This is a genomic window from Arthrobacter sp. JDC6 (assembly GCF_056484025.1).
In genome coordinates this window covers 2,705,609-2,725,864 of record NZ_CM151278.1, presented here as the reverse complement: position 1 = coordinate 2,725,864, position 20,256 = coordinate 2,705,609, and the positions used below count along the sequence as shown (strand labels likewise).

The 20,256-nt window shown below is 67.4% G+C and carries 17 protein-coding genes and 1 pseudogene; 8 read left to right on the top strand and 10 right to left on the bottom strand.

Features of this window, described 5'->3' with window-relative positions:
- Nucleotides 1–26: 26 nt before the first annotated feature.
- Entirely contained in the window at nucleotides 27–191 is a 165-nt protein-coding gene (locus tag ACV095_RS12685) for a hypothetical protein (protein ID WP_018771538.1), read from the top strand.
- A 48-nt stretch (nucleotides 192–239) separates the two neighbouring features.
- On the opposite strand, the gene panB is transcribed toward ACV095_RS12685, so the two are convergent.
- Entirely contained in the window at nucleotides 240–1,148 is a 909-nt protein-coding gene (gene panB / locus ACV095_RS12680) for a 3-methyl-2-oxobutanoate hydroxymethyltransferase (RefSeq protein ID WP_018771539.1), read from the bottom strand.
- Nucleotides 1,149–1,424: 276 nt separating this feature from the next.
- Between panB and glnA (ACV095_RS12675) the strand changes: the two genes are divergently transcribed.
- From glnA (ACV095_RS12675) to ACV095_RS12665, 3 genes are read left to right on the top strand one after another with little or no spacing between them, the layout of a single operon-like run.
- Nucleotides 1,425–2,765 carry a type I glutamate--ammonia ligase gene (gene glnA / locus ACV095_RS12675; protein WP_026266112.1) on the top strand — a complete coding sequence of 447 codons (1,341 nt, stop codon included), beginning with the start codon at nucleotides 1,425–1,427 and terminating at the stop codon, nucleotides 2,763–2,765.
- Nucleotides 2,766–2,774: 9 nt separating this feature from the next.
- Complete coding sequence (locus ACV095_RS12670; RefSeq protein WP_134164393.1) at nucleotides 2,775–5,786, top strand: bifunctional [glutamine synthetase] adenylyltransferase/[glutamine synthetase]-adenylyl-L-tyrosine phosphorylase; 3,012 nt, start codon at nucleotides 2,775–2,777, stop codon at nucleotides 5,784–5,786.
- Nucleotides 5,776–6,321, top strand: a complete 546-nt coding sequence (locus tag ACV095_RS12665) for a GNAT family N-acetyltransferase (protein WP_268002929.1) — start codon at nucleotides 5,776–5,778, stop codon at nucleotides 6,319–6,321. The genes ACV095_RS12670 and ACV095_RS12665 overlap by 11 nt, the downstream gene beginning before the upstream one ends.
- Before the next feature lie 275 nt (nucleotides 6,322–6,596).
- Here the strand turns inward: ACV095_RS12665 and glnA (ACV095_RS12660) are convergent, their stop codons facing one another.
- Entirely contained in the window at nucleotides 6,597–8,021 is a 1,425-nt protein-coding gene (gene glnA, locus ACV095_RS12660) for a type I glutamate--ammonia ligase (protein WP_018763577.1), read from the bottom strand.
- 283 nt (nucleotides 8,022–8,304) lie between these two features.
- Between glnA (ACV095_RS12660) and ACV095_RS12655 the strand changes: the two genes are divergently transcribed.
- Nucleotides 8,305–8,742 carry an RDD family protein gene (locus tag ACV095_RS12655; RefSeq protein ID WP_134164391.1) on the top strand — a complete coding sequence of 146 codons (438 nt, stop codon included), beginning with the start codon at nucleotides 8,305–8,307 and terminating at the stop codon, nucleotides 8,740–8,742.
- 44 nt (nucleotides 8,743–8,786) lie between these two features.
- Here ACV095_RS12655 and ACV095_RS12650 read toward each other — a convergent pair whose 3' ends face one another.
- The 5 genes from ACV095_RS12650 to lipB form a co-directional block, all read right to left on the bottom strand.
- Nucleotides 8,787–9,677, bottom strand: a complete 891-nt coding sequence (locus tag ACV095_RS12650) for a DMT family transporter (protein WP_134164390.1) — start codon at nucleotides 9,675–9,677, stop codon at nucleotides 8,787–8,789.
- A gap of 102 nt (nucleotides 9,678–9,779) precedes the next feature.
- Nucleotides 9,780–10,133 (bottom strand): DUF3817 domain-containing protein, encoded by a 354-nt coding sequence (locus ACV095_RS12645; RefSeq protein ID WP_018771546.1) that lies wholly within the window; start codon nucleotides 10,131–10,133, stop codon nucleotides 9,780–9,782.
- Between the two features lie 160 nt (nucleotides 10,134–10,293).
- Entirely contained in the window at nucleotides 10,294–11,046 is a 753-nt protein-coding gene (locus ACV095_RS12640) for a DUF4191 domain-containing protein (protein ID WP_018771547.1), read from the bottom strand.
- 86 nt (nucleotides 11,047–11,132) lie between these two features.
- Complete coding sequence (gene lipA / locus ACV095_RS12635) at nucleotides 11,133–12,152, bottom strand: lipoyl synthase (RefSeq protein ID WP_224084417.1); 1,020 nt, start codon at nucleotides 12,150–12,152, stop codon at nucleotides 11,133–11,135.
- On the bottom strand, nucleotides 12,149–12,817 hold the full coding sequence (gene lipB, locus ACV095_RS12630) for a lipoyl(octanoyl) transferase LipB (protein ID WP_478222018.1): 669 nt from the start codon (nucleotides 12,815–12,817) through the stop codon (nucleotides 12,149–12,151). The genes lipA and lipB overlap by 4 nt, the downstream gene beginning before the upstream one ends.
- Nucleotides 12,818–12,953: 136 nt before the next feature.
- Between lipB and ACV095_RS12625 the strand changes: the two are divergent.
- Nucleotides 12,954–13,547: pseudogene (locus ACV095_RS12625) on the top strand (protein kinase domain-containing protein); the annotation flags it as partial.
- Between the two features lie 877 nt (nucleotides 13,548–14,424).
- The gene (locus ACV095_RS12620) at nucleotides 14,425–14,640 is read left to right on the top strand and encodes a hypothetical protein (RefSeq protein WP_478222017.1); all 216 of its coding nucleotides are present in this window, start codon (nucleotides 14,425–14,427) and stop codon (nucleotides 14,638–14,640) included.
- Here ACV095_RS12620 and ACV095_RS12615 read toward each other — a convergent pair.
- Nucleotides 14,637–15,539: a TIGR01777 family oxidoreductase gene (locus ACV095_RS12615; RefSeq protein WP_018769667.1), complete on the bottom strand. Its 903-nt coding sequence runs from the start codon at nucleotides 15,537–15,539 to the stop codon at nucleotides 14,637–14,639. The genes ACV095_RS12620 and ACV095_RS12615 overlap by 4 nt on opposite strands.
- Before the next feature lie 73 nt (nucleotides 15,540–15,612).
- Between ACV095_RS12615 and ACV095_RS12610 the strand changes: the two genes are divergently transcribed.
- A complete protein-coding gene (locus tag ACV095_RS12610; RefSeq protein ID WP_134164386.1) occupies nucleotides 15,613–19,155 on the top strand; it encodes a S41 family peptidase in 3,543 nt (1,180 codons plus the stop codon).
- 110 nt (nucleotides 19,156–19,265) lie between these two features.
- Here the strand turns inward: ACV095_RS12610 and ACV095_RS12605 are convergent, their stop codons facing one another.
- Entirely contained in the window at nucleotides 19,266–19,694 is a 429-nt protein-coding gene (locus ACV095_RS12605) for an OsmC family protein (RefSeq protein WP_018769669.1), read from the bottom strand.
- Between the two features lie 140 nt (nucleotides 19,695–19,834).
- Nucleotides 19,835–20,188 (bottom strand): hypothetical protein, encoded by a 354-nt coding sequence (locus ACV095_RS12600; protein ID WP_134164385.1) that lies wholly within the window; start codon nucleotides 20,186–20,188, stop codon nucleotides 19,835–19,837.
- Nucleotides 20,189–20,256: the final 68 nt, after the last annotated feature.

Sequence of the window (20,256 nt, the reverse complement as noted above, 5' to 3'; positions counted from 1 at the left end):
CCCTGTCGCCGGAACGAGGAGCAACGATGACTGAGTACTGGTTCAACATCAAGACCCACGAGGTGGAAGAGGACCGGATGTCGGACTGGAGCCAGCTCATTGGGCCCTACCAGACCCGGGCGGAAGCCGAACACGCCCTGGAAAAGGTCAAAGCGCGCAACGAGGCCTGGGAAAAGGGCGACGACGACTGACCCGTTGGGTGCGTCCGGCCGCGCTGCAGCCGGCTTACCCGGGCGGGTTTAGAACGAGTGCTCCGGGCCGGGGAACTGGCCTGACCGGACGTCCTCGCCATAGGCGGTGGCGGCGTCGAGCAATGTGCTGCGCAGGTCCGCGTACTGCTTGACGAACTTGGCCATCCGGCCGCCCCGCAGGCCGGCCATGTCCTGCCACACGAGCACCTGGCCGGTCGTCGCCTTGCCGGCACCGATACCAACCGTGGGAACGCTCACTGCCGCGTCGACCGCCGCCGCTGTTTCGGCAGGGACCATCTCCATCAGCACGCAGAATGCCCCGGCGTCCGCCAGCGCGACGGCGTCGTCAATCAGGCGCCGGGCATCGTCGCCGCGGCCCTGGACACGGTACCCGCCCAGGGCGTGTTCGCTTTGGGGGGTGAAGCCGATATGGGCCATGACCGGAATGCCTGCCTGCACCATGGCCCGGACCGTTGGAGCGTAGTACTTCCCGCCCTCGATCTTCACGGCGTGGGCCAGCCCTTCCTTCAGGAAACGGACACCGGCGGCCACGGCCTGTTCGGCGCTGACCTCGTAGCTGCCGAACGGAAGGTCCGCCACCACCAGGGCGCGTTTGGCGGTCCTGGCGACGGCCCGGCACAGGGGGAGCAGCTCGTCCACGGTCACCGGAAGGCTGGTCTCGTTGCCGAACACGTTGTTCGACGCCGAATCGCCAACCAGGAGCACCTCGATGCCGGCTGCGTCAAAGATCTCGGCCGTGTATTGCTCGTACGCGGTAAGCATGGCGAACTTGGTGCCGTCGTTCTTGGCCTGCTGCAGGTGGTGGATGCGGACCTTTGCCGGCTTCCGTTCCGCCGGGGCCGGGGCCGCAGCCGCGGCCGGTGTGCCCGGGCCGCTTCCGTAAGGTGCGGGTACTTCTGCGGACGCGCTGGAGTCGGAGCTGTTGCTGGAGGCCATGGGATGAGCGTAGTGCGGTACCCGGCGTCCTAGCTACCGCGGGCGGCGCCGGTCAAAGGTGATTAGCGTCATAGCGGCGCTTTGGACGGGTGCCAAAGGGCGCTGGAGACCCGGGCGGGGGGCGGCCTGGGCGGCCGAACAGGTTAATGCTGTGTTACGCACGGCGCAGGCTCAAGCATCGGCGCCGAATGATTAGTACAGTGATGATGAACTGCTGCCGGCTTTCCCCTTTGCGCGGGCCCCGGAGCATGAACGTTGACCGGAGAAGAGGCCATCATGGACCGCCAGCAAGAATTTGTCCTGCGCACGATCGAAGAGCGCGACGTACGTTTCGTGCGGCTGTGGTTCACCGACGTCGTGGGTTCGCTGAAGTCCGTGGCGCTGGCGCCGGCGGAAGTCGAGGGAGCGTTCGAGGAAGGCCTCGGCTTCGACGGTTCCTCCATTGAGGGCCTGGCCCGCGTCTTCGAATCGGACATGCTGCTGCAGCCGGACCCGGCAACCTTCCAGATCCTGCCGTGGCGCGGCGAGACGGAGCAGACCTCACGCATGTTCTGCGACATCCTGACTCCCGACGGCGAGCCCTCCACCGCTGATCCACGCAACGTCCTCAAGCGGACCCTTGCCAAGGCCGCGGACATGGGCTTCACCTGCTACACGCATCCCGAGATCGAGTTCTACCTGCTCAAGTCCCAGGAGCCGGGTCCGGACGGCGCACCCGTGCCAGTGGATGAGGGCGGCTACTTCGACCACGTTCCCGGCGGCGTGGCCCAGGACTTCCGCCGCACCGCCGTCACCATGCTGGAATCGGTGGGAATCTCGGTGGAGTTCAGCCATCACGAAGGCGGTCCCGGCCAGAACGAGATCGACCTTCGCTACGCCGACGCACTGCAGACCGCGGACAACATCATGACGTTCCGCACGGTCATCAAGGAGGTGGCCCTGCAGCAGGGAACCTACGCCACCTTCATGCCCAAGCCGTTCACCGACCACCCCGGTTCCGGAATGCATACGCACTTCTCGCTGTTCGAGGGGGACAGCAATGCGTTCTTCGAGGCAGGTGCCGAGTTCCAGCTGTCCAAGACGGCCCGCCAGTTCATTGCCGGCATCCTCAAGCACGCCCCCGAGTTCACGGCAGTCACCAACCAGTTCGTCAACTCCTACAAGCGCCTGTGGGGCGGCGGCGAGGCTCCCAGCTACCTGAGCTGGGGGCATAACAACCGTTCCGCCCTGGTCCGCGTGCCGCTGTACAAGCCGGGCAAGGGCCAGTCCGCCCGCATCGAGTACCGCGGCATCGATTCCGCGGCCAACCCCTACCTTGCCTATGCCGTCCTGCTCGGTGCAGGGCTGAAGGGCATTGAGGAAGGCTACGAGCTGCCGGCAGCCGCTGAGGACGACGTCTGGTCGCTCAGCTCGGCCGAGCGCCGCGCCATGGGCCACGATCCGCTGCCGGCAAGCCTGCACGACGCCATCCGCTCCATGGAGGACTCGGAGCTGATGCCGCAGATCCTGGGCGAGCAGGTCTACGAGCACTTCCTGCGCAACAAGCGCGCCGAATGGCAGGACTACCGGCTGCAGGTGACGCCCTACGAGCTGCAGCGCAACCTCGGCATCCTCTAGGTGCCAGGCGTGAGCCTGGCACGCCGCCTGATCGCGGCCGGATTCAGCGACCTGGAGAAGGGCGAACGGTTCCTTTCCGCGCGCGAACTCGAGGGCCTGGACCAGGACAGGCTCTTTGCCGGGCTGCACCTTGCGGCCAGTCCGGATACCGCGCTGCAGTCCCTGGTCCGGCTGATCGAAAAGCACCCGCAGCTGCGGGAGCTGGCGGACGCCGAGCCGGAGGCCAGCGAACCGATGTACCGGGTCCTGGGGGCCTCGGAGGCTTTGGGGGAGTTCCTCATCCGGCACCCCGAGCACCTGGAGGCCTTCGAGGTCCGCGCCAGTCCCGAGCCACTGCCGGCCAACCCGGGGCTGTTGCGCGCCACGCTCCTGCAATCCGTGGGGGCCGACCCCCGGGCGGCCCGTCCCGTGGCCGCCGTTACCGGCGTGGACGCCTATGCCGCCCTGCGCACCGCCTACCGGCGGGGACTTGTCGATCTCGCCGTCAAGGACCTGTGCGCCGCGGATCCGCTGGACTTCCTGCCATCGGTGGGCGGTGAACTGGCGGACCTTGCTGCTGCCGCCATCGAGGCTGCCCTCGCCGTCTCCCGGGCCGAGGCCGCGGACCAGCACAGCGCTGCCGATGTGGCCGACGTCGGCCTTGCGGTGATCGGCATGGGCAAATGCGGCGCCCGGGAGCTGAACTACATCTCCGACGTCGACGTCATCTACGTGGTGGACGCCGGCAGCCTGGAGGACGCCCACGCCAACACCATCGGCACGGCACTGGCGAGCGGGATCTCGCGGGCCATTTCATCAGTGGCCAGGGAGCCGGGACTTTGGGAGGTGGACGCGAACCTGCGGCCCGAAGGCAAATCGGGGCCGCTGGTCCGCACCCTCGCCTCCCACGAGACTTACTACGCCAGGTGGGCGGAAAGCTGGGAATTCCAGGCGCTCCTCAAAGCCCGTGCCATCGCCGGTGATGCCGCCCTGGGCCGCGCCTACGAGGACGCCGTGGCGCCGCTGATCTGGAGCTCGGCCGGCCGCGAGGGCTTTGTCGAGTCCGTCCAGGCGATGCGCCGCCGGGTCACCGAGCACATCCCGGCCGCCGAGGAGCAGCGCCAGATCAAGCTGGGGCGGGGCGGCCTGCGTGACGTCGAATTCACTGTCCAGCTGCTCCAGCTGGTGCACGGCAAGGCGGATGAGACATTACGACGGCGGGACACCACCTCCGCGATCGCCGCGCTGTCAGCCGGAGGGTACATCGGCCGTTCCGACGCTGCCGCCTTCGACAACGCCTACCGCTACCTCCGGCTGCTGGAACACCGGATCCAGCTGTTCCAGCTGCGCCGCACCCACCTGATGCCCGTGGCGGAGCCTGCGCTGCGCTCACTGGCCAAAGCCGTGCTGGGCCCCTTCTCCAACGAGCGGCCCAGCCCGGACTCCCTGCTGTCCGCATGGCAGCGCACCAAGCGTTCCGTCCGTGAACTGCACGAGCGCATCTTCTACCGGCCGCTGCTGAACACCGCGGCCAAGCTCAGCAGCGAGGACGCCAGGCTCACGCCCGAGGCAGCGCAGGGACGGCTGGCTGCCCTCGGCTACCGGGACCCCCAGGGGGCAATGCGCCACATTGAGGCGTTGACGGCCGGGGTAAGCCGCCGGGCCGCCCTGCAGCGCCAGCTCCTGCCCATCCTGCTGGACTGGCTCGCGGAAGGCGTGGACCCGGATGCCGGCCTTCTTGCCTTCCGCCGCGTCAGCGAGGCCCTGGGCACCACGCACTGGTACCTGGGCATGCTCCGGGACTCCAACGCCGCGGCCGAGCGCCTGTGCCACATGCTCTCCAATTCGCGGCTGATCGCAGACCTCCTGGAAGTTTCGCCGGAATCCGTCGCCTGGCTGGGACAGGACAAGGACCTGGTGCCGCTGGGCTTCGAGGCACAGTGGCAGGAAATCACCGCGAAGATGGCACGGCACGCGGACCCGGAAAGCGCCATGCGCCTGATCCGCCTGATCCGGCGGCGCGAAATCCTGCGCATCGCCATCGCTGATTCCGCCGGCCTCCTGGACCAGGAACGGGTAGGCGGGGCGCTGGCCGACACGGACCGCGCCGCCGTCCTGGGTGCCCTGCGGGTGGCAGAAGGCATTGTCTCCGCCGGCGGCCCGCTCAAGACCACGGTGCTGGTGGTGGCCATGGGCCGCCAGGGCGGCCGCGAGATCGGCTACGGGTCCGACGCCGACGTCATGTACGTCCACCGCGCACTGCCGGGCTTCTCCGAAGCGGAGGCGCAGGAACAGGCCGCCCGCATCGTTGCCAAGGTATCCAGCCTGCTCACGCAGCCGCTGAAGCCTGCCATCATGGCGGAACGTGTCCTGCAGATGGACGCCGACCTCAGGCCCGAGGGCAAGAACGGGGCCATGGTGCGCTCCCTGGACTCGTTCGCCGAGTACTACCGCCGCTGGTCCCTGATCTGGGAAGCGCAGGCCCTGCTGCGGGCACGCCCCATGGCCGGCGACGACGCCCTGGCCGCTGACTTCATCAGGCTCATCGATCCCATCCGGTACCCGGAGTCCGTCTCGGAGCAGGACGTGCGCGAAATCAGGCGCGTCAAGGCGCGGGTGGAGTCCGAACGGCTGCCGCGCGGCGCCGACCCCGCACGCCACCTCAAACTGGGCCGCGGCGGCCTCAGCGACGTCGAGTGGCTGGTGCAGCTGCTGCAGCTCCAGCACGCCGGTAAGCATCCGGAGCTCCGGACCACCTCCACCCTGGAGGCCCTGGCAGCCGCGGCGGAACTGGGCCTGTTGGACGGCGCCGATGCCCGGCTCCTCGCCGAGGCCTGGCGGCTTGCCAGCCGTATCCGGTCAGCCAATGTCATCTGGAGCGGCAAGGCCTCGGACGTCCTGCCCTCCTCGCGCCGCGATCTCGAGGCTGTGGCCCGCTGGTGCGGCTATGAACCGGGCCGCGCCGCCGCGCTGGAGGAGGACTACCTGAGGGTGAGCCGCCGGGCCAGGGCAGTCTTTGAACGCCTCTTCTATGGGCACTGAACCAGCGCCGTGGGTCTGGCTGGTCCCGCTGCGGGACCTTGATTCGGACGCCCGCGCCATCCAGTTGGGCGCCATCGCGGAAATGTCGCTGGTGCCGGGCCAGGACCGCTTCGTCGGCGACCCGCTGCGGATGGCCCTTGCGGGACTGGCGGAAGAATCACGACGGCCGTACGTGGTCGAGGCCGGAGGCAGCGCCGTCGGCCTGTTGACCCTGCAGTCCGGGGCGGCAACGCTTGCAGGCTGGCCTGACGACCACTCAGCATGGCTGCTGCGCGGGTTCCTCATCGACCGGCCCCACCAGGGCAGGGGCATGGGCACGCTCGCTGCCGCCGCCGCTGTGGAGGCCGGACGCAAGCTCACCGCGCGGCACCAAACTGGCGAGTCCGGCGTCGTACTGTCCGTCAACCAGGAAAACCCTGCGGGCCTGTCCGCCTACCGCCGCGCCGGCTTCGTCGACTCGGGACCGTATACCGGCGGGCCGGCAGGGCCCCAACGAACCATGTTCCGCAGCTTTTCGGCAACGGTACCGGCGTAACTCTCCGTACCGGCATTGCGCTTAGCAAGCGTTTGCCCGATCATGTGGATTGGCGGTGTTCTCCAACCTTGTTGGGGGGAAGGCTGGACAGTCTTCGTTCCGGGGGGCATTCGTCAGGGGGCCCGGCTCCCGGTCTCAGCACGTCTGGAGCCGGGCCCCCACCCAACAGCTGCCGCCCGTGCCACTGAAGGAACGGGCAACGCAAAAGGCGGCCACCGGTTCATCACCGGTGGCCGCCTTTTACTGTTCAGGATTCCTGCTGGGCAGGGCTGGAACTAGACGCCGTAGTAGAGCTCGAACTCGTAGGGGTTCGGGCGCAGGGACAGCGGGCGGATCTCGTTTTCGTACTTGTACTCGATCCAGGTGTCAATCAGGTCCTGGGTGAAGACGCCACCGGCCTGCAGGAACTCGTTGTCCTCGCGCAGGGCCTCCAGTGCTTCCTCCAGGGTGCCCGGAGCCTTGGGGATGTCCTTGGCTTCCTCGGCAGGGAGCTCGTAGAGGTCCTTGTCGATCGGAGCCGGCGGCTCGATGCGGTTGCGGATGCCGTCAATGCCGGCCATCAGCTGCGCAGCGAACGCCAGGTACGGGTTGGAGGAGGGGTCCGGAGCGCGGAACTCGATGCGCTTGGCCTTCGGGTTGGAACCGGTGATGGGGATACGGATACCGGCAGAGCGGTTGCCCTGGGAGTACACCATGTTGACCGGAGCCTCGAAGCCCTTGACCAGGCGGCGGTAGGAGTTCACCGTGGGGTTGGTGAAGGCCAGGACGGCGGAGGCGTGCTTGAGCAGGCCACCGATGTACCAGCGGGCGGTGTCGGACAGGCCGGCGTAGCCCTTCTCGTCGTAGAACAGCGGCTCGCCACCGTTCCAGAGCGACTGGTGGCAGTGCATGCCGGATCCGTTGTCGCCGAAGACCGGCTTGGGCATGAAGGTTACGGACTTGCCCCAGGCGTCTGCGGTGTTCTTGATGACGTACTTGAACTTCTGCAGGTCATCAGCAGCGTGGGTCAGGGTGGTGAACTTGTAGTTGATCTCAGCCTGGCCGGCGGAGCCAACTTCGTGGTGGCTGCGCTCGACCTCGAGGCCGGCTTCGTCCAGTGCAACACACATGGCGTCGCGAAGGTCAGCCTGCTTGTCGGTGGGGGAGACCGGGAAGTAACCGCCCTTGACGGGGGTCTTGTAGCCGAGGTTTCCGCCTTCTTCCTCGCGGCCGGTGTTCCAGTGGGCTTCCTCGGAATCGATCTTGTAGAAGCTGCCCTGCGGGGAGGACTGGTACTGGACGTTGTCGAACACGAAGAACTCGGCTTCGGGGGCGAAGAACGCGGTGTCGGCGATGCCGGTGGAAGCCAGGTAGGCCTCAGCCTTCTCGGCCACGCCGCGGGGATCGCGGTGGTACGGGTCTCCGGTGCGCGGGTTGACGATCGAGAAGTTCAGCGCGAGGGTCTTCTCCATGCGGAAGGTGTCCAGGAACGCGGTGGTGACGTCCGGGATCAGCTGCATGTCAGATTCGGCGATGCCCTGGAAGCCACGGATGGAGGAACCGTCGAAGAGCTGGCCGTTGACGAAGAAATCAGCGTCAACACTCTTAGCGGGGACGTTGAAGTGCTGCTGGACGCCCGGAAGATCGGTGAAGCGGATATCGACGAACTTTACATCTTCGTCCTTGATGAACTTGAGGACTTCGTCCGCAGTCTTGAACATCTATGCTCCTAACGCATATGTAAATATCTGGCATGCAAGCCACATGATCCAGCGCAATCCAAAAGCAGGGAGAACGCGGGGTTTTCCCTGCTGCGTACCTGCCGGGGGATTGCTTGAAACTGCTAACAGACTATGGATGCGGCATTTCCCGTCCGTGTCCGCTTTGTTTCGGGCAGGTTACAGAATGCCCTGCTATGACCACGCTATCTTCCGTCCACACTGTGGTCGAGTCCTATCCACACTGTGGGCGCGCCGCCGTGCCGGGGATCGGTAAGCTTGGACGGTGGTAGATCGCAAAGACATTGGGTCCTGGCTCAGCGGACCGGACACCTCCGGTATTTCCAAATATCCGGGGGAGCGGCTGGGCCTTCCGGAGTCCGGTCCGGGCTCCATTGCCCGGGCGGGCCGCAGGATCGCAGCAATCTGCATCGACTGGGGGATCGCCCTGCTGATCAGCAACTTTGCCTTTGCCGGTGACTCCTGGGCCACCCTGGCGGTCTTCGCGATTGAGCAGATCCTGCTGGTGGGAACACTCGGATACAGCATCGGGCACCGGGTCATGGGCATCGCCGTGGTGAAGCCGGGAGGCGGCACCCCCGGACCCCTCGCGGCCCTGGTGAGGGCCGCGCTGCTCTGCCTGGTCATCCCCGCCGTGATCTTCGATCCGGATCAGCGCGGCCTTCACGACAAGGCAATGAACACGCTCCTCATCCGCCGCTGAGCACCGCGTGCCCCTTCTGCGCGTCCGCCGATTCCCTTAGCCGTTCACTTTCCGGTCCTTGCGCGCTGCCGGCGGAGGGCCGGCGCGTTGGTGATGACCACGCCGCCGATCACGATGGCGCCGCCCACCAGTTGCGCCGCTGTATGGACGTGCCCGGCGAGGATGGTGAGGACTGCTGTGAAGACCGTGATGAGGTTGAGGAACACCCCTGCGCCACCGGTGGGCAGGACCGTCAGGGCGCGGTTCCAGAGCAGGTAGGACAGCACCGACGGGAAGACGGCGATAAACAGCAGGGACGCCAGCGCGCTGCCGGTTGAGGGGAGGGCCAGTCCGCCTGTCAGGAAGCGGACCGGGGCCAGCAGGGCCACCGCTGCCGCTGCCTGGACAGCTGTGGCCGTGATCGGCGGGATTTTGGGGGCCAGGCGGCCGATGACTGTGTACGCCGTCCAGACAACCACGGCGCCCACCATCAGGACTTCGCCGGTTCCGAAACCGGCGGAGAGCAGCCTGCCGGCATCCCCTCCGCTGATCACGATCAGGACGCCGGCCAGGGCCAACAGGACGCCGGCGACCGACAACGGTGTCAGCCGTTCGCGCAGGAAAACGGCGGCAGCCAGCGTGATGAGAGCGGGATTGAAGGCGTTGATCAGCGAGGCGTTGAACGCATCGGTGTGCTGCAGGGCGACATACAGCAGGAGGTTGTAGCCGAGCAGCCCGCACACGCTGAGCGCGAGAAGCCACGGCCAGGCGGCCAGGACCGACCGCCAGTCTGGCCGCTCCACAAGCCGGGCTATCACCAGTAGCGGCACCAGTGCGATGGCCCAGCGCAGGAGAACCAGGCTCAGGGGTTCAATGCTTTGGACGGCGCCCGCACCCACCACATAGTTGCCGGCCCAGAACAGCGTCGCCCCCAGGAGGGAGAGGACCGCGACCATTCGCTTACGGCCCTGGGCGCGTGGGGAGGACGGCCCTCCCTTGGCTGACGGCTGTGCCTGCAGTCCTGCATCAGAGGAGTCCACGGTCAGTGATGCGTCCGCCTACGCCCGGCTGGACGCAAGTTCAGCGGCAGGCGCTTCTGCCCCCGGGGCGCTGAGGAAACCGCGCCGTCCGGCCCAGCGCTCAAAAAGGAGGGTGGCGAAGGGGAAGACGGCGGAGACGCCCGCCAGCAGAGCCACCATGAAGGGCCAGCGCTGCACCCGCCACAGCATCAGCGCGGCAACCCCATAGCCGACAAACAGCGCGCCGTGCACAGGTCCCGCCACCTGGACGCCAAGCTCAGTGGTTCCGGCGATCCATTTGAAGTACATCCCGGCCAGGAGCGCGGCCCAACTGCAGGCCTCGGCCACTGCGAGGATACGGAAGGCGCGGATCACGGTTGTCCTGGGGTTCATGGTCACGTCCTGTCATGGGTGGATGTCTGGGTCCGGCAGTGGGGGAAGGCGTGCGCCGTTAAGGCGCGCAGGCGGTTTAGGCTAGCGGTTCAGGCAAGCGGTTGGGGCGCAAGAAAAAACGCCCCGGCCGGCTGTGCCGGTACCGGGGCGTTCCCACCAGCTAGCGTCCGCGGTTGGGACGGGCCTTGTAGGGATCGATGCCCTTGGGAATGGGAAGCCGGGTACCCATCGAGGCGATGCGCTTGGACACGGTGCTGACTTCCAGCTTGGTCAGTTCATTCTTCATCTTGCCCATGTGCTTGGCCACCTGGCTCAGCGGCACCTGGCCTTCGCCGTGCCCGGTCTGGATGGTGTGCACAGGAACGTTGGGCAGGATGCGCGCCAGGCGCTTGCGCTCAGCATCGAGCAGCGGCTTCACGCGGTGGGCGGGGCCTTCACTGACAAGGACGACGCCGGGCCGGCCCACGGCGCGGAACACGGCATCCTGCGTGCGCGGATTGACCGCCACGGGCTGTTCCTCGGTGATCCAGCCACGGCGGAGCGTGCCCAGGGCAGCGCCGGAGGCGCCGGGCTGGTTTTCGATCTGTGCAAAGGCGGCGCGTTCGGCCCGGCGGGACAGGATGAAGGTGGCCGCCAGCAGGCCCAGCGGAATGCCGATGATCAGGCCGGTAATCCAGTTGTCCAGCCAGAAGCCCACCAGGAAGCTCACCGCCACAACGCCCAGGAACGCCAGCAGCATCAGCCACGGAACCATGGGGTCGTGGCGGCGGGTCATGGTGAAGACCTCGCCGATCTGCTTAAGCCTGCTGGGCTTCTTGGCCTTTGCTTCCTTCGGCTTGCGCGTGAAGAGGCCGCGCTTCACCGCGCTTGAGCCAGACGGGGTGGAGTTGCTGGAGTCAGGGGATTTCGCCATAGTGCCTCAATTCTACGTGACAAAAGCCAAGGGCCGGACGCTGGAATCGTCCGGCGTCCGGCCCTTGGCCAGTTCATGGCAGGAGGTCAGGAATGTGCTGCCAGGAGGGTGGCGGCTTCCTGGCGGGTGGTGCCGGAGTCCTGGATGCCGTCGGCGATGTGGGCGAGTTCGGCGGGGATGTCGCGGCCTTTTTTGCGCATGGCGGTGGCCCAGAGCCGCCCGGCGCGGTAGGAGGAGCGGACCAGGGGGCCGGACATGACGCCGAGGAAGCCGATTTCCTGGGCTTCGTGCTGGAGGTCCACGAATTCCTGGGGTTTGACCCAGCGGTCCACGGGCAGGTGCCGTTCGGAGGGGCGCAGGTACTGGGTGATGGTGATCAGGTCGCAGCCGGCGGCGTGGAGGTCGCGGAGTGCTTCGCTGATTTCTTCGCGGGTTTCGCCCATGCCCAGGATGAGGTTGGACTTGGTGACCATGCCCAGGTTCCGGCCCTGGGTGATGACGTCCAGGGAGCGGTCGTAGCGGAACGCGGGGCGGATCCGCTTGAAGATCCGGGGCACGGTTTCGACGTTGTGCGCGAAGACCTCGGGGGCGGAGTCGCAGATGGCCTTGATGTGCTCGGGTTTGCCGGAGAAGTCCGGGATGAGCAGTTCCACGCCGGTGCCGGGGTTCAGTTCGTGGATTTTGCGGACGGTTTCGGCGTAGAGCCAGACGCCTTCGTCTTCCAGGTCGTCGCGGGCGACGCCGGTGACGGTGGCGTAGCGCAGCTGCATGGATTGGACGGAGCGGGCCACCTTGGTGGGTTCGAACCGGTCCAGGGGTGAGGGTTTGCCGGTGTCGATCTGGCAGAAGTCGCAGCGGCGGGTGCATTCGGAGCCGCCGATCAGGAAGGTGGCTTCCTTGTCTTCCCAGCATTCGAAGATGTTGGGGCAGCCGGCCTCTTCGCAGACGGTGTGCAGGCCTTCCTTTTTCACCAGGTTCTTGAGTTGGACGAATTCCGGGCCCATCTGGACCTTGGCCTTGATCCACTCCGGTTTGCGTTCCACCGGGACCGCAGCGTTGCGCTGCTCAATCCGCAGCATCTTCCGGCCTTCAGGTGCCAATGTCACAGTAGAGCTCCTTCAGGGCTCGAAACCAATGCTTCTTCATGCTTGTGGAATTCCTCCACGAAACGGTCCACGATATCCGCGGGCCGAATGTCCCGGCCTGTTTCCAGGGACATGGTGGTCACGCCGGCGTCGGTGATGCCGCAGGCGATGATCTGGCCGTAGGGTGCCAGGTCGTTGCTGCAGTTGATGGCAATGCCGTGCATGGTGACGCCGTTCAGGACCCGGATGCCGATCGCGGCGATCTTGCGGTCGGGGCCCTTGGCGTCAGCCTTGATCCACACGCCGGCCCGGCCCTTGATGCGTTCGGCCTTGATGGCATAGTCCGCCATGACCGTGATCATGATGTCTTCCAGCCGCTCCACGTAATCCCGGATGCCTGCGCGGTTCCTAAGCTTCAGGATGGGGTAGGCAATCAGCTGGCCCGGCCCGTGCCAGGTGAGTTTGCCGCCACGGTCCACCGCAACCACCGGCGTACCGTCAAACGGCCGCTCATGGTCCTCGGTCAGCTTGCCGGCCGTGTAGACGGCGGCGTGCTCCAGAAGCAGGACTGTGCTGGGTGCAGCTCCGGCGACAACCTTGTCATGGAGTTCGCGCTGGGCGTCCCAGCCTTCCATGTAGTCAACGAAGTCAGGGGCAAGACCCAGCTGTGAAAACTCAAGAGTCATGGCATCCAGCTTAGACCCCGCAGCCGCACCGGCCCGGTTTAGTGTCCAAGCTCACCGGCGCCCCGCTTTGTGACCGCGGCGGCCACGCCTGTGGATAACTTCTGCAGCAGGGCCGAAACTCGACTAGACATGCAGTATGGACGATGCACAGGCGCCGGAGGTTCCCGGTTATGACGTCGGCAGGTTGCTGGGCCGGGGAGGCAGTGCCGACGTGTGGCTGGCCAGGGAACAAAGGACCGGCAGGGATTGCGCGCTCAAATGCTTCCGCGGCGCAGGCCGCCGGTCCCTGGGCAGCGCGGCCGTCAGCGAAGAGGATGTGCGGCGGGAGATCCGGATCCTGTCGGTCCTGGAACACCAGCACCTCATCACGGCGCACGACGTGGTCCGGGTGGCAGGGCCCGGCGGCGGTACGGCCTTGACCATGGATTATGCCGCCGGCGGCTCGCTGGCCCAGTTGGTGTCTGCCCGTGGCAGGCTCACCGTAGGCGAGACGGTTACCGTCCTGACTCCCATCTTCCAGGCCCTGGGCTACCTGCATGGAAAAGGCTTCACGCACTCGGATGTCTCGCCCGGGAACGTGCTGTTCACCGGGCAGGGCAAGCCCATGCTCTCTGACCTCGGCGTCGCCAGGATGCTCGGCGACCCGGGCAGCGCGGCGACCTTTGGAACTGGCGGATTCCTGGATCCTTCCCCCGTGGACGCCGTCCGCGCCGGCCTCCAGCCAGGACGCGATGTGTTCTCCGCGGCGGCCCTGGGCTGGTTCTGCCTCACGGGTGAGGCGCCCGGCCGCACTGCCGATCGTCCGCCGTTGTCCCTCCTGGTTCCAGGTGTCCCCAAGGATCTGGCGGCTGCCCTGGAAGCAGGACTGAACGAGGACCGGAGGCTGCGCCCTGACGCGGTGTCGCTGGCCGCGGCCGTTTACCGCAGCGCCGAACCCCAGCCGGTGGACCTCTCCGATGCCGTCCATCCCACCGTCCTGCCAGAGCTGCTGACACGGCGGCACGTTCCCGGTCCGTCCAAGGGCGGCAGCCTTCGCATGAAACTCCAGGGCATGCGCCGCCGGATGGAAACCTGGCGCTGGCCAGCGCGGCCGGTGCCGGCGCCGAACACCGCCCTGCCGAAGTCAAGCGCCCTGCCGCCGTCAAACGCGGCGCCTGCGCCGCGCGGAAGGCACGCGGATGGGACTGTTGCCGGCCGGGGCACTCGGGTGGTGGTGAGTGCAGTCATGCCGGTAGTTGCTGCGTTGGCAGCCGGAATATGGTGGTTGTCCGCGGCCGCCGGCCAGGGGGCGGGCCAAGGGGCGGGGCCGGATGGTCCCGCAGCCGGTCGGCCGCCGGTGTCCGCAGCCGCATCCGGGACTGTTGCCGGCGGGACGGAAGCGGTTGGTTCCGTTGACGAGGCCCGGCAGCGGGCAAGGGCTACTGATCCCGTGGTTGCCGTGCAGGGGCTGGCGGCACTGCGGGATTATGCCTTCAGAGCAGGCAGGTTGGAGCTGCTGGGGGACGTGAACGCCGCCGGGTCACCTGCAGCTGCCGCCGACGAGCGCATCGCCGGCCAACTCCACCCTTCCGGGCACCGCCTCGCCGGATACCAGCGCGCTGTCCGGGGTGGCGGCCGAAGACGGCGGGACCCCGGACCGGGCGGTGCTGGCGGTGACATCGGCCACCTCCGGGTACCAAACACTCGATGCGGCGGGTGCTGTGCTGGCAGCGGGGGCTCCCAGCCCGGAACGGCGGCTTCGGCTGGTCCTGGTGTTCGTGGACGGCCAATGGCGGGTCAGCGACATTCTGGCGGTCCGCGCGTCCGGGGAAGGGCCGGGCTAGGCGGCGGGGTCCTGGCCGGCCACCCAGCGGGCGGCGTCTTCCAGGCGCCCGTGCTGCCATTGGAATCCGGCCGAGGACAGGACTGCCGGTTCCATCCGCTGGCTGTGCAGCAGCAATTCCTCGCCGAGGCCCGGCATCACCGTGCGCAGCACGGGGGCCGGGACCCTGAGTATGGCGGGCCGGTGCAGGGCGTGGGCCAGCGCCGCGACGATCGTGTTGACGTTCGCCTGCTCCGGCGCGTTCACATTCACCGCGCCGGAGACCGGTGTTTCGAGGAGGAAGAGGAAGGCGGCCGTAACGTCCGGAAGCGTTACCCAGGGCCAGAACTGGCGGCCGTTGCCGAACGGACCACCAACTCCCAGGCGCAGCAGTGGAAGCAGCTTTCCCAGCGCGCCACCGGAACGGCTGAACACCACCCCGGTGCGGGGCGTCACCACGCGTACCCCTGCCGGCGCCATCAGCGCAGCCTGCTCCCACTCAACGCAGATCTGCGCCAAAGTCCCGGAACCGGCGGGTGCGTCTTCACGCAGGACAGTATTGCCGGCGTCGCCGTAGAAGCCGGACGCCGACTGGCTGATGAAGGTTGCCGGCGGGGCATCCAGCTGTGCCATGGCCTGCACCAGTGTCCTGGTGGGCCCCAGCCGGGAACTGAACAGCTCCGCCACCCGCTTCCGCGTCCAGGGTCTGTCGCCAATTCCGGCACCTGCGAGGTTGACGACGGCGTCTGCCCCGGCAAGGACGCCGGGGTCCAGGACACCGGCCGCCGGATCCCAGCGGATTTCGGTGGCACCGGCAGGCGGCCGGCGGACCAGGGACACCACCGAATGGCCGGCACTGCGGAAGGCTGCGGACATGGAGCTGCCGATGAGCCCGGAGGCGCCGGCCATGACGATATGCATGGTCCATCTCACCACGGCAGCAAGGGCTGTGTACCTCCCGCGGCGCAGGGGAGGGGTTGACTATGATCGAACGATGACCTCTTCGAGCTACTTCCGTTTCCCGCATTTGCACGGCGATCTGGTCACTTTCGTGGCCGAGGACGACGTGTGGATTGCGCCCCTGGACGGCGGCCGCGCGTGGCGCGTCTCGTCGCTCCAGCTTCCTGCCCGCAACCCGCGTTTCACCCCGGACGGCAAGCGCCTGGTCTGGACGGTTGTGCAGGGAACGGCGCCGGAAGTTGTGTCGGCACGGGTCGACGGCGGCGGGTACCGCCAGCTCACCTACTTTGGCCACAGCACCACGAAGGTCAAGGGATTCACTGCCGGCGGTTCGGTGGTGGTCACCAGCGCCTTCCGCCAGGCCGAAAGCCGGCACACCCACGCATACAGTGTCCCTTTGGAGGGCGGCTGGGCGCAGGAGCTCCCCTACGGGCCGGTGGAATCCGTTGCATTTGGCCCCGAGGTGGGCGACGAACGTCCCGTGGTGCTGGCCAGCGTGCTGTCCCGCGAACCGGCCTGGTGGAAGCGGTACCGTGGCGGGACGGCGGGAAAACTGTGGATCGACCGCGACGGCAACGGGGAGTTCGAGCGGCTGCTGCCGGACGTTGACGGCAACCTCACCGATCCCCTGTGGGTGGACGGCCGGATCGCCTTCCTGTCCGACCACGAAGGCTACGGCAACCTGTACTCGGTCCTTCCCAACGGACAGGACCTGCGGCGCCACACCGACCACCAGGACTTTTACGTCCGGCACGCCGCCTCGGACGGCAAGCGCGTCATTTTCGAATCAGCCGGCGAACTCTGGGTCCTGAATGATCTTGGCTCGGAGGCTGTAAAGCTGGACATCACCCTTGGCTCGGCATCGCAGACCAGGCGTCCCGCCCTCCTTGATGCCGTCAAGCACCTGGGCGCGGTGGCGCCGGATGCGGCGGGGGCCGCCAGCGCGGTGGAGTCGCACGGAACCATCCACTGGCTGCGGCACAAGGACGGGCCGTCCCGCATCATCGAGGCCACCCCGGGAGTGCGGGCCCGGCTTCCCCGGCCCTTGGGGGATGGCCGCATCGCCTACATCGCGGACCACGACGGCGTGGAGGCACTGCATATCAAGGACATTGCCGCTCCAGTACCGCACGGCGCCGGGCACGCGCCGGCAAGCGGCGGCAAGGCCGGCGCAATTTCTGAAACTCCCGATTCCGAAAATCCCGCTCCCGCCGATACGGCACAGGACGGCGCGGCAGGGCCGGAAACGGTCAGCCTGCCGCAGCCTGTTCCCGCGTCCGGCGCGGCAGTGCTGTCCGGAGGGGCCGTCCACGTGCCCGCGGACGACGAACAGCAGGCAGATGTTGCACCGCAGGCCCCGGCCCCCGCGGCCGACGCCCAGGAACCCGCGGCAGAACCAGGCATCACCGTCCCCACGCCGTCACGCGCCAGTTCGCTGGAAGCAAGCCCCGACGGCCGCTGGGTTGCCCTGGGTACCTCGTTTGGCGACGTGCACGTCCTGGACACCCGCAGCGGAGATCTCTCGCGGGTGGCCAGCATTGGCGAAGGCAGCATCTCCGAGCTGGCATGGTCGGCGGACTCCCGCTGGCTGGCCTGGTCTGAACCGGTCACGTCCTTTGGCTCGCGCAGCCGGCTGCGCCTGGCCACCGTTGACCAGCTCGATGCCGAACCGGTGGACGTGACCGACGGACGCTTCCGCGACGCCTCGCCCGCCTTCACCCCGGACGGAAAGTTCCTCGCCTTCCTGTCCAACCGCAGCTTCGATCCCGTGTACGACGGACATTCGTTCGACCTCTCCTTCCCCAGCCCCATCAAGCCGTACCTCGTGGCACTCGCCGCGGAGACGCCGTCGCCCTTTGGCCCTTCCGTTGATCCCGCGGGCGCCGGGCCGGAAACCACAACGGACGCGGATGCCACAGCCGGCGCCGAAGCACGGGATGATGCCGTGCCTGCCGTGCACGTGGACGCGGAGGGCCTGGCGCACCGCGTCATCAGCGTTCCCGTGCCGCAGGGCAACTACAGCTCGCTGAAGGCCGTTGACGGCGCCCTCCTCTGGCTCGACTCAGCCCTGGCCGGCGTGACCGGCGACGGAAAGGCCAGCCAGGAGGACAAGGACGCCAGCCCCAGCCTGGTCCGGTACGACATCGGACGGCGCAGGCAGACCACCCTGGTGGACGCCGTGGACAGCTACCGGCTCTCCGGCGACCGCAGCAAGGTGGTACTGGTTTCCGACAAACAGGTCACCGTGGTGCCTTCTGACGCCAAGGCGGACGAGGACTCCGGCAAGGCAGTCAAAGTGGACCTGGGCCGCATCCGCGTCCTGATGGACCCGCTCAGCGTCTGGGGACAGGCGTTCGATGAAGCCTGGCGCCTGCAGCGGGACTTTTTCTGGACCGAGGACATGGCGGGGCAGGACTGGGAATCCATCCACGCCCGCTACCGGCCCCTGGTCGGGCGGCTGGGCTCCCACGATGACCTGGTGGACCTGCTGTGGGAACTGCACGGCGAGCTGGGGACATCGCACGCGTACGTGCGCCCCGCTCCGGTTACCGAACGCGGCAGCCGGGGACAGGGCAGGCTGGGCGCAGACCTGGCGCACACCGCCCACGGCTGGGAAATCAGCCGCATCCTGGCCGGCGAGTCCTCCGACCCGCTTGCCATCTCCCCGCTGACCAGGCCCGGGGTTGGGGCCAAGGCGGGAGACATCCTGCTGGCCATTGACGGCGTCCCGTTGTCCGGAGCCGTCACCCCGGCCATGCAGTTGGTGGGAGCGGCCGGCCGTGCCGTGGAGCTGACCCTCCTCAACGGCCCGGGGCACGGCGGTGCCCAAGGCACCCAGCGCCGGGTCGCCGTCGTGCCCATCAAGGATGAGGAGCGGCTGCGTTACCAGGAATGGGTTGCCGGCAACCGGCGCACCGTCCGGGAAGCGTCCAACGGAACCTTTGGCTACCTGCATATCCCGGACATGATGGCCAACGGCTGGGCGCAGCTGCACCGCGACCTCGATACGGAAACAGCTCTTGACGGCCTGATCGTCGATGTCCGCCGCAACCGTGGGGGACACACATCGCAGCTCGTCGCGGAACTGATAGGCCGCAAGGTCACCGGATGGAGTATGCCGCGCGGGGAAAAGCCGCGGACCTACCCCCACCACGCACCCAGGGGGCCCGTGATCATCCTCGCGGACGAGTTTGCCGGGTCCGACGGCGACATCATCACCCAGGTCTCGAAGCTGCGTGGCATCGGCCCGGTCATCGGAACACGTACGTGGGGCGGTGTGGTGGGCATCGACAACCGGTTCGCGCTGGCGGACGGCACCGGCGTCACCCAGCCCCGCTATGCCAACTGGTTCAGCGGCGGCGTGGGGTGGAGCGTGGAGAACTACGGCGTTGATCCGGACATCGAAGTGACCTTCCCGCCGCACGCCTACGCCGCGGGGCGCGATCCCCAATTGGAGTACGGCATTGGGGCGCTGAAGGAAATGATCCAGGAACTGCCGACCGACCGGCCGCCGGCGCGTTCCGGCTACCGCCGGTTGAAGCCCGCTCCGCTGCCCGCCCGCCGGCAGGAGAGCTAGCCTTCACCGGCAACAGCAAAGGCCCTGCCTTTCCGGGATTGCCCGGAAGGCAGGGCCTTTGCGTTGTGCAGACGGTGGCGCTCAGATCATGCGCTCAAGGCCGGCGTGGCCTAGGACTGCAGGGTGGCGTCCAGGGTGATCTCGATGCCGGCCAGGGCCTGGGACACGGGGCAACCCTTCTTGGCGGCTTCGGCAATGCGCTGGAAGTCTTCCTGCGAGATGCCGGGGATGCGGGCCTCCAGGGTCAGGTGGCTGCCGGTGATGCCGGTGCCGGGCTGGAAGCCAACCTCGGACCTGGTGTTGACCTCCTCCGGCGTGAATCCCGCCTGGCTGAGTTCGTGGCTGAAGGCCATGGAGAAGCAGGCGGAGTGGGCTGCAGCGATCAGCTCTTCGGGGCTGGTCTTTCCGCCGGCAGCCTCCGTGCGCGCCTTCCAGGTGACATCGAAGGTGCCCAGGCCGGAGCTGTCCAGGGTGGTGTTGCCAGAGCCCTCGGTCAGGCTTCCGGTCCATACCGTGTGGGCGTTGCGTGTTGTAGCCATGTCTCTCCTCAGCGTCGATTCGATCCGGGCCCGGCACCCGCGGCCGGACCCACCGTTTTCCATCCTAGGGACCAGGCACCTCCTGTGCACGGATTGTCCGCTCTCAGAGGATTATGACCGGGGCCCCCGGGGTGGAGCGGTTACTGCCAGATGGTGGCGATGGCGATGTTGACCAGGGCCAGCCCGCCCACGCCATGGGCGAGACCGGTGGAGACGGGCTGGCCGTTCTTGGCCTTGCGTGTCCCAATGACTGCCAGGACGGCGACCACGACGGCGATGACGAACTTGATGCCCAGCTTGGCGTAGTTGGGATCCTTGTCCGGCAGGAACGGCAGGATGCCCATCATGGCGATGCCGGTCAGCAGTTGCAGGAAGGCGCCGTCACGCTGGCGGGGGTGCACGGTGGGCGTCCGCATCGTGGCGATCCAGTAGCCCACGATCATGGCGGCTCCCACCACGTGCAGGAAAACCAGGATGTTGAAGAGAATATTCATGGCTCCAGCTTAGCCAGTCAGTTCTACGGCCCGTAGCAAAGCCACGCGCACGGGGGCTCCGGGCGCAG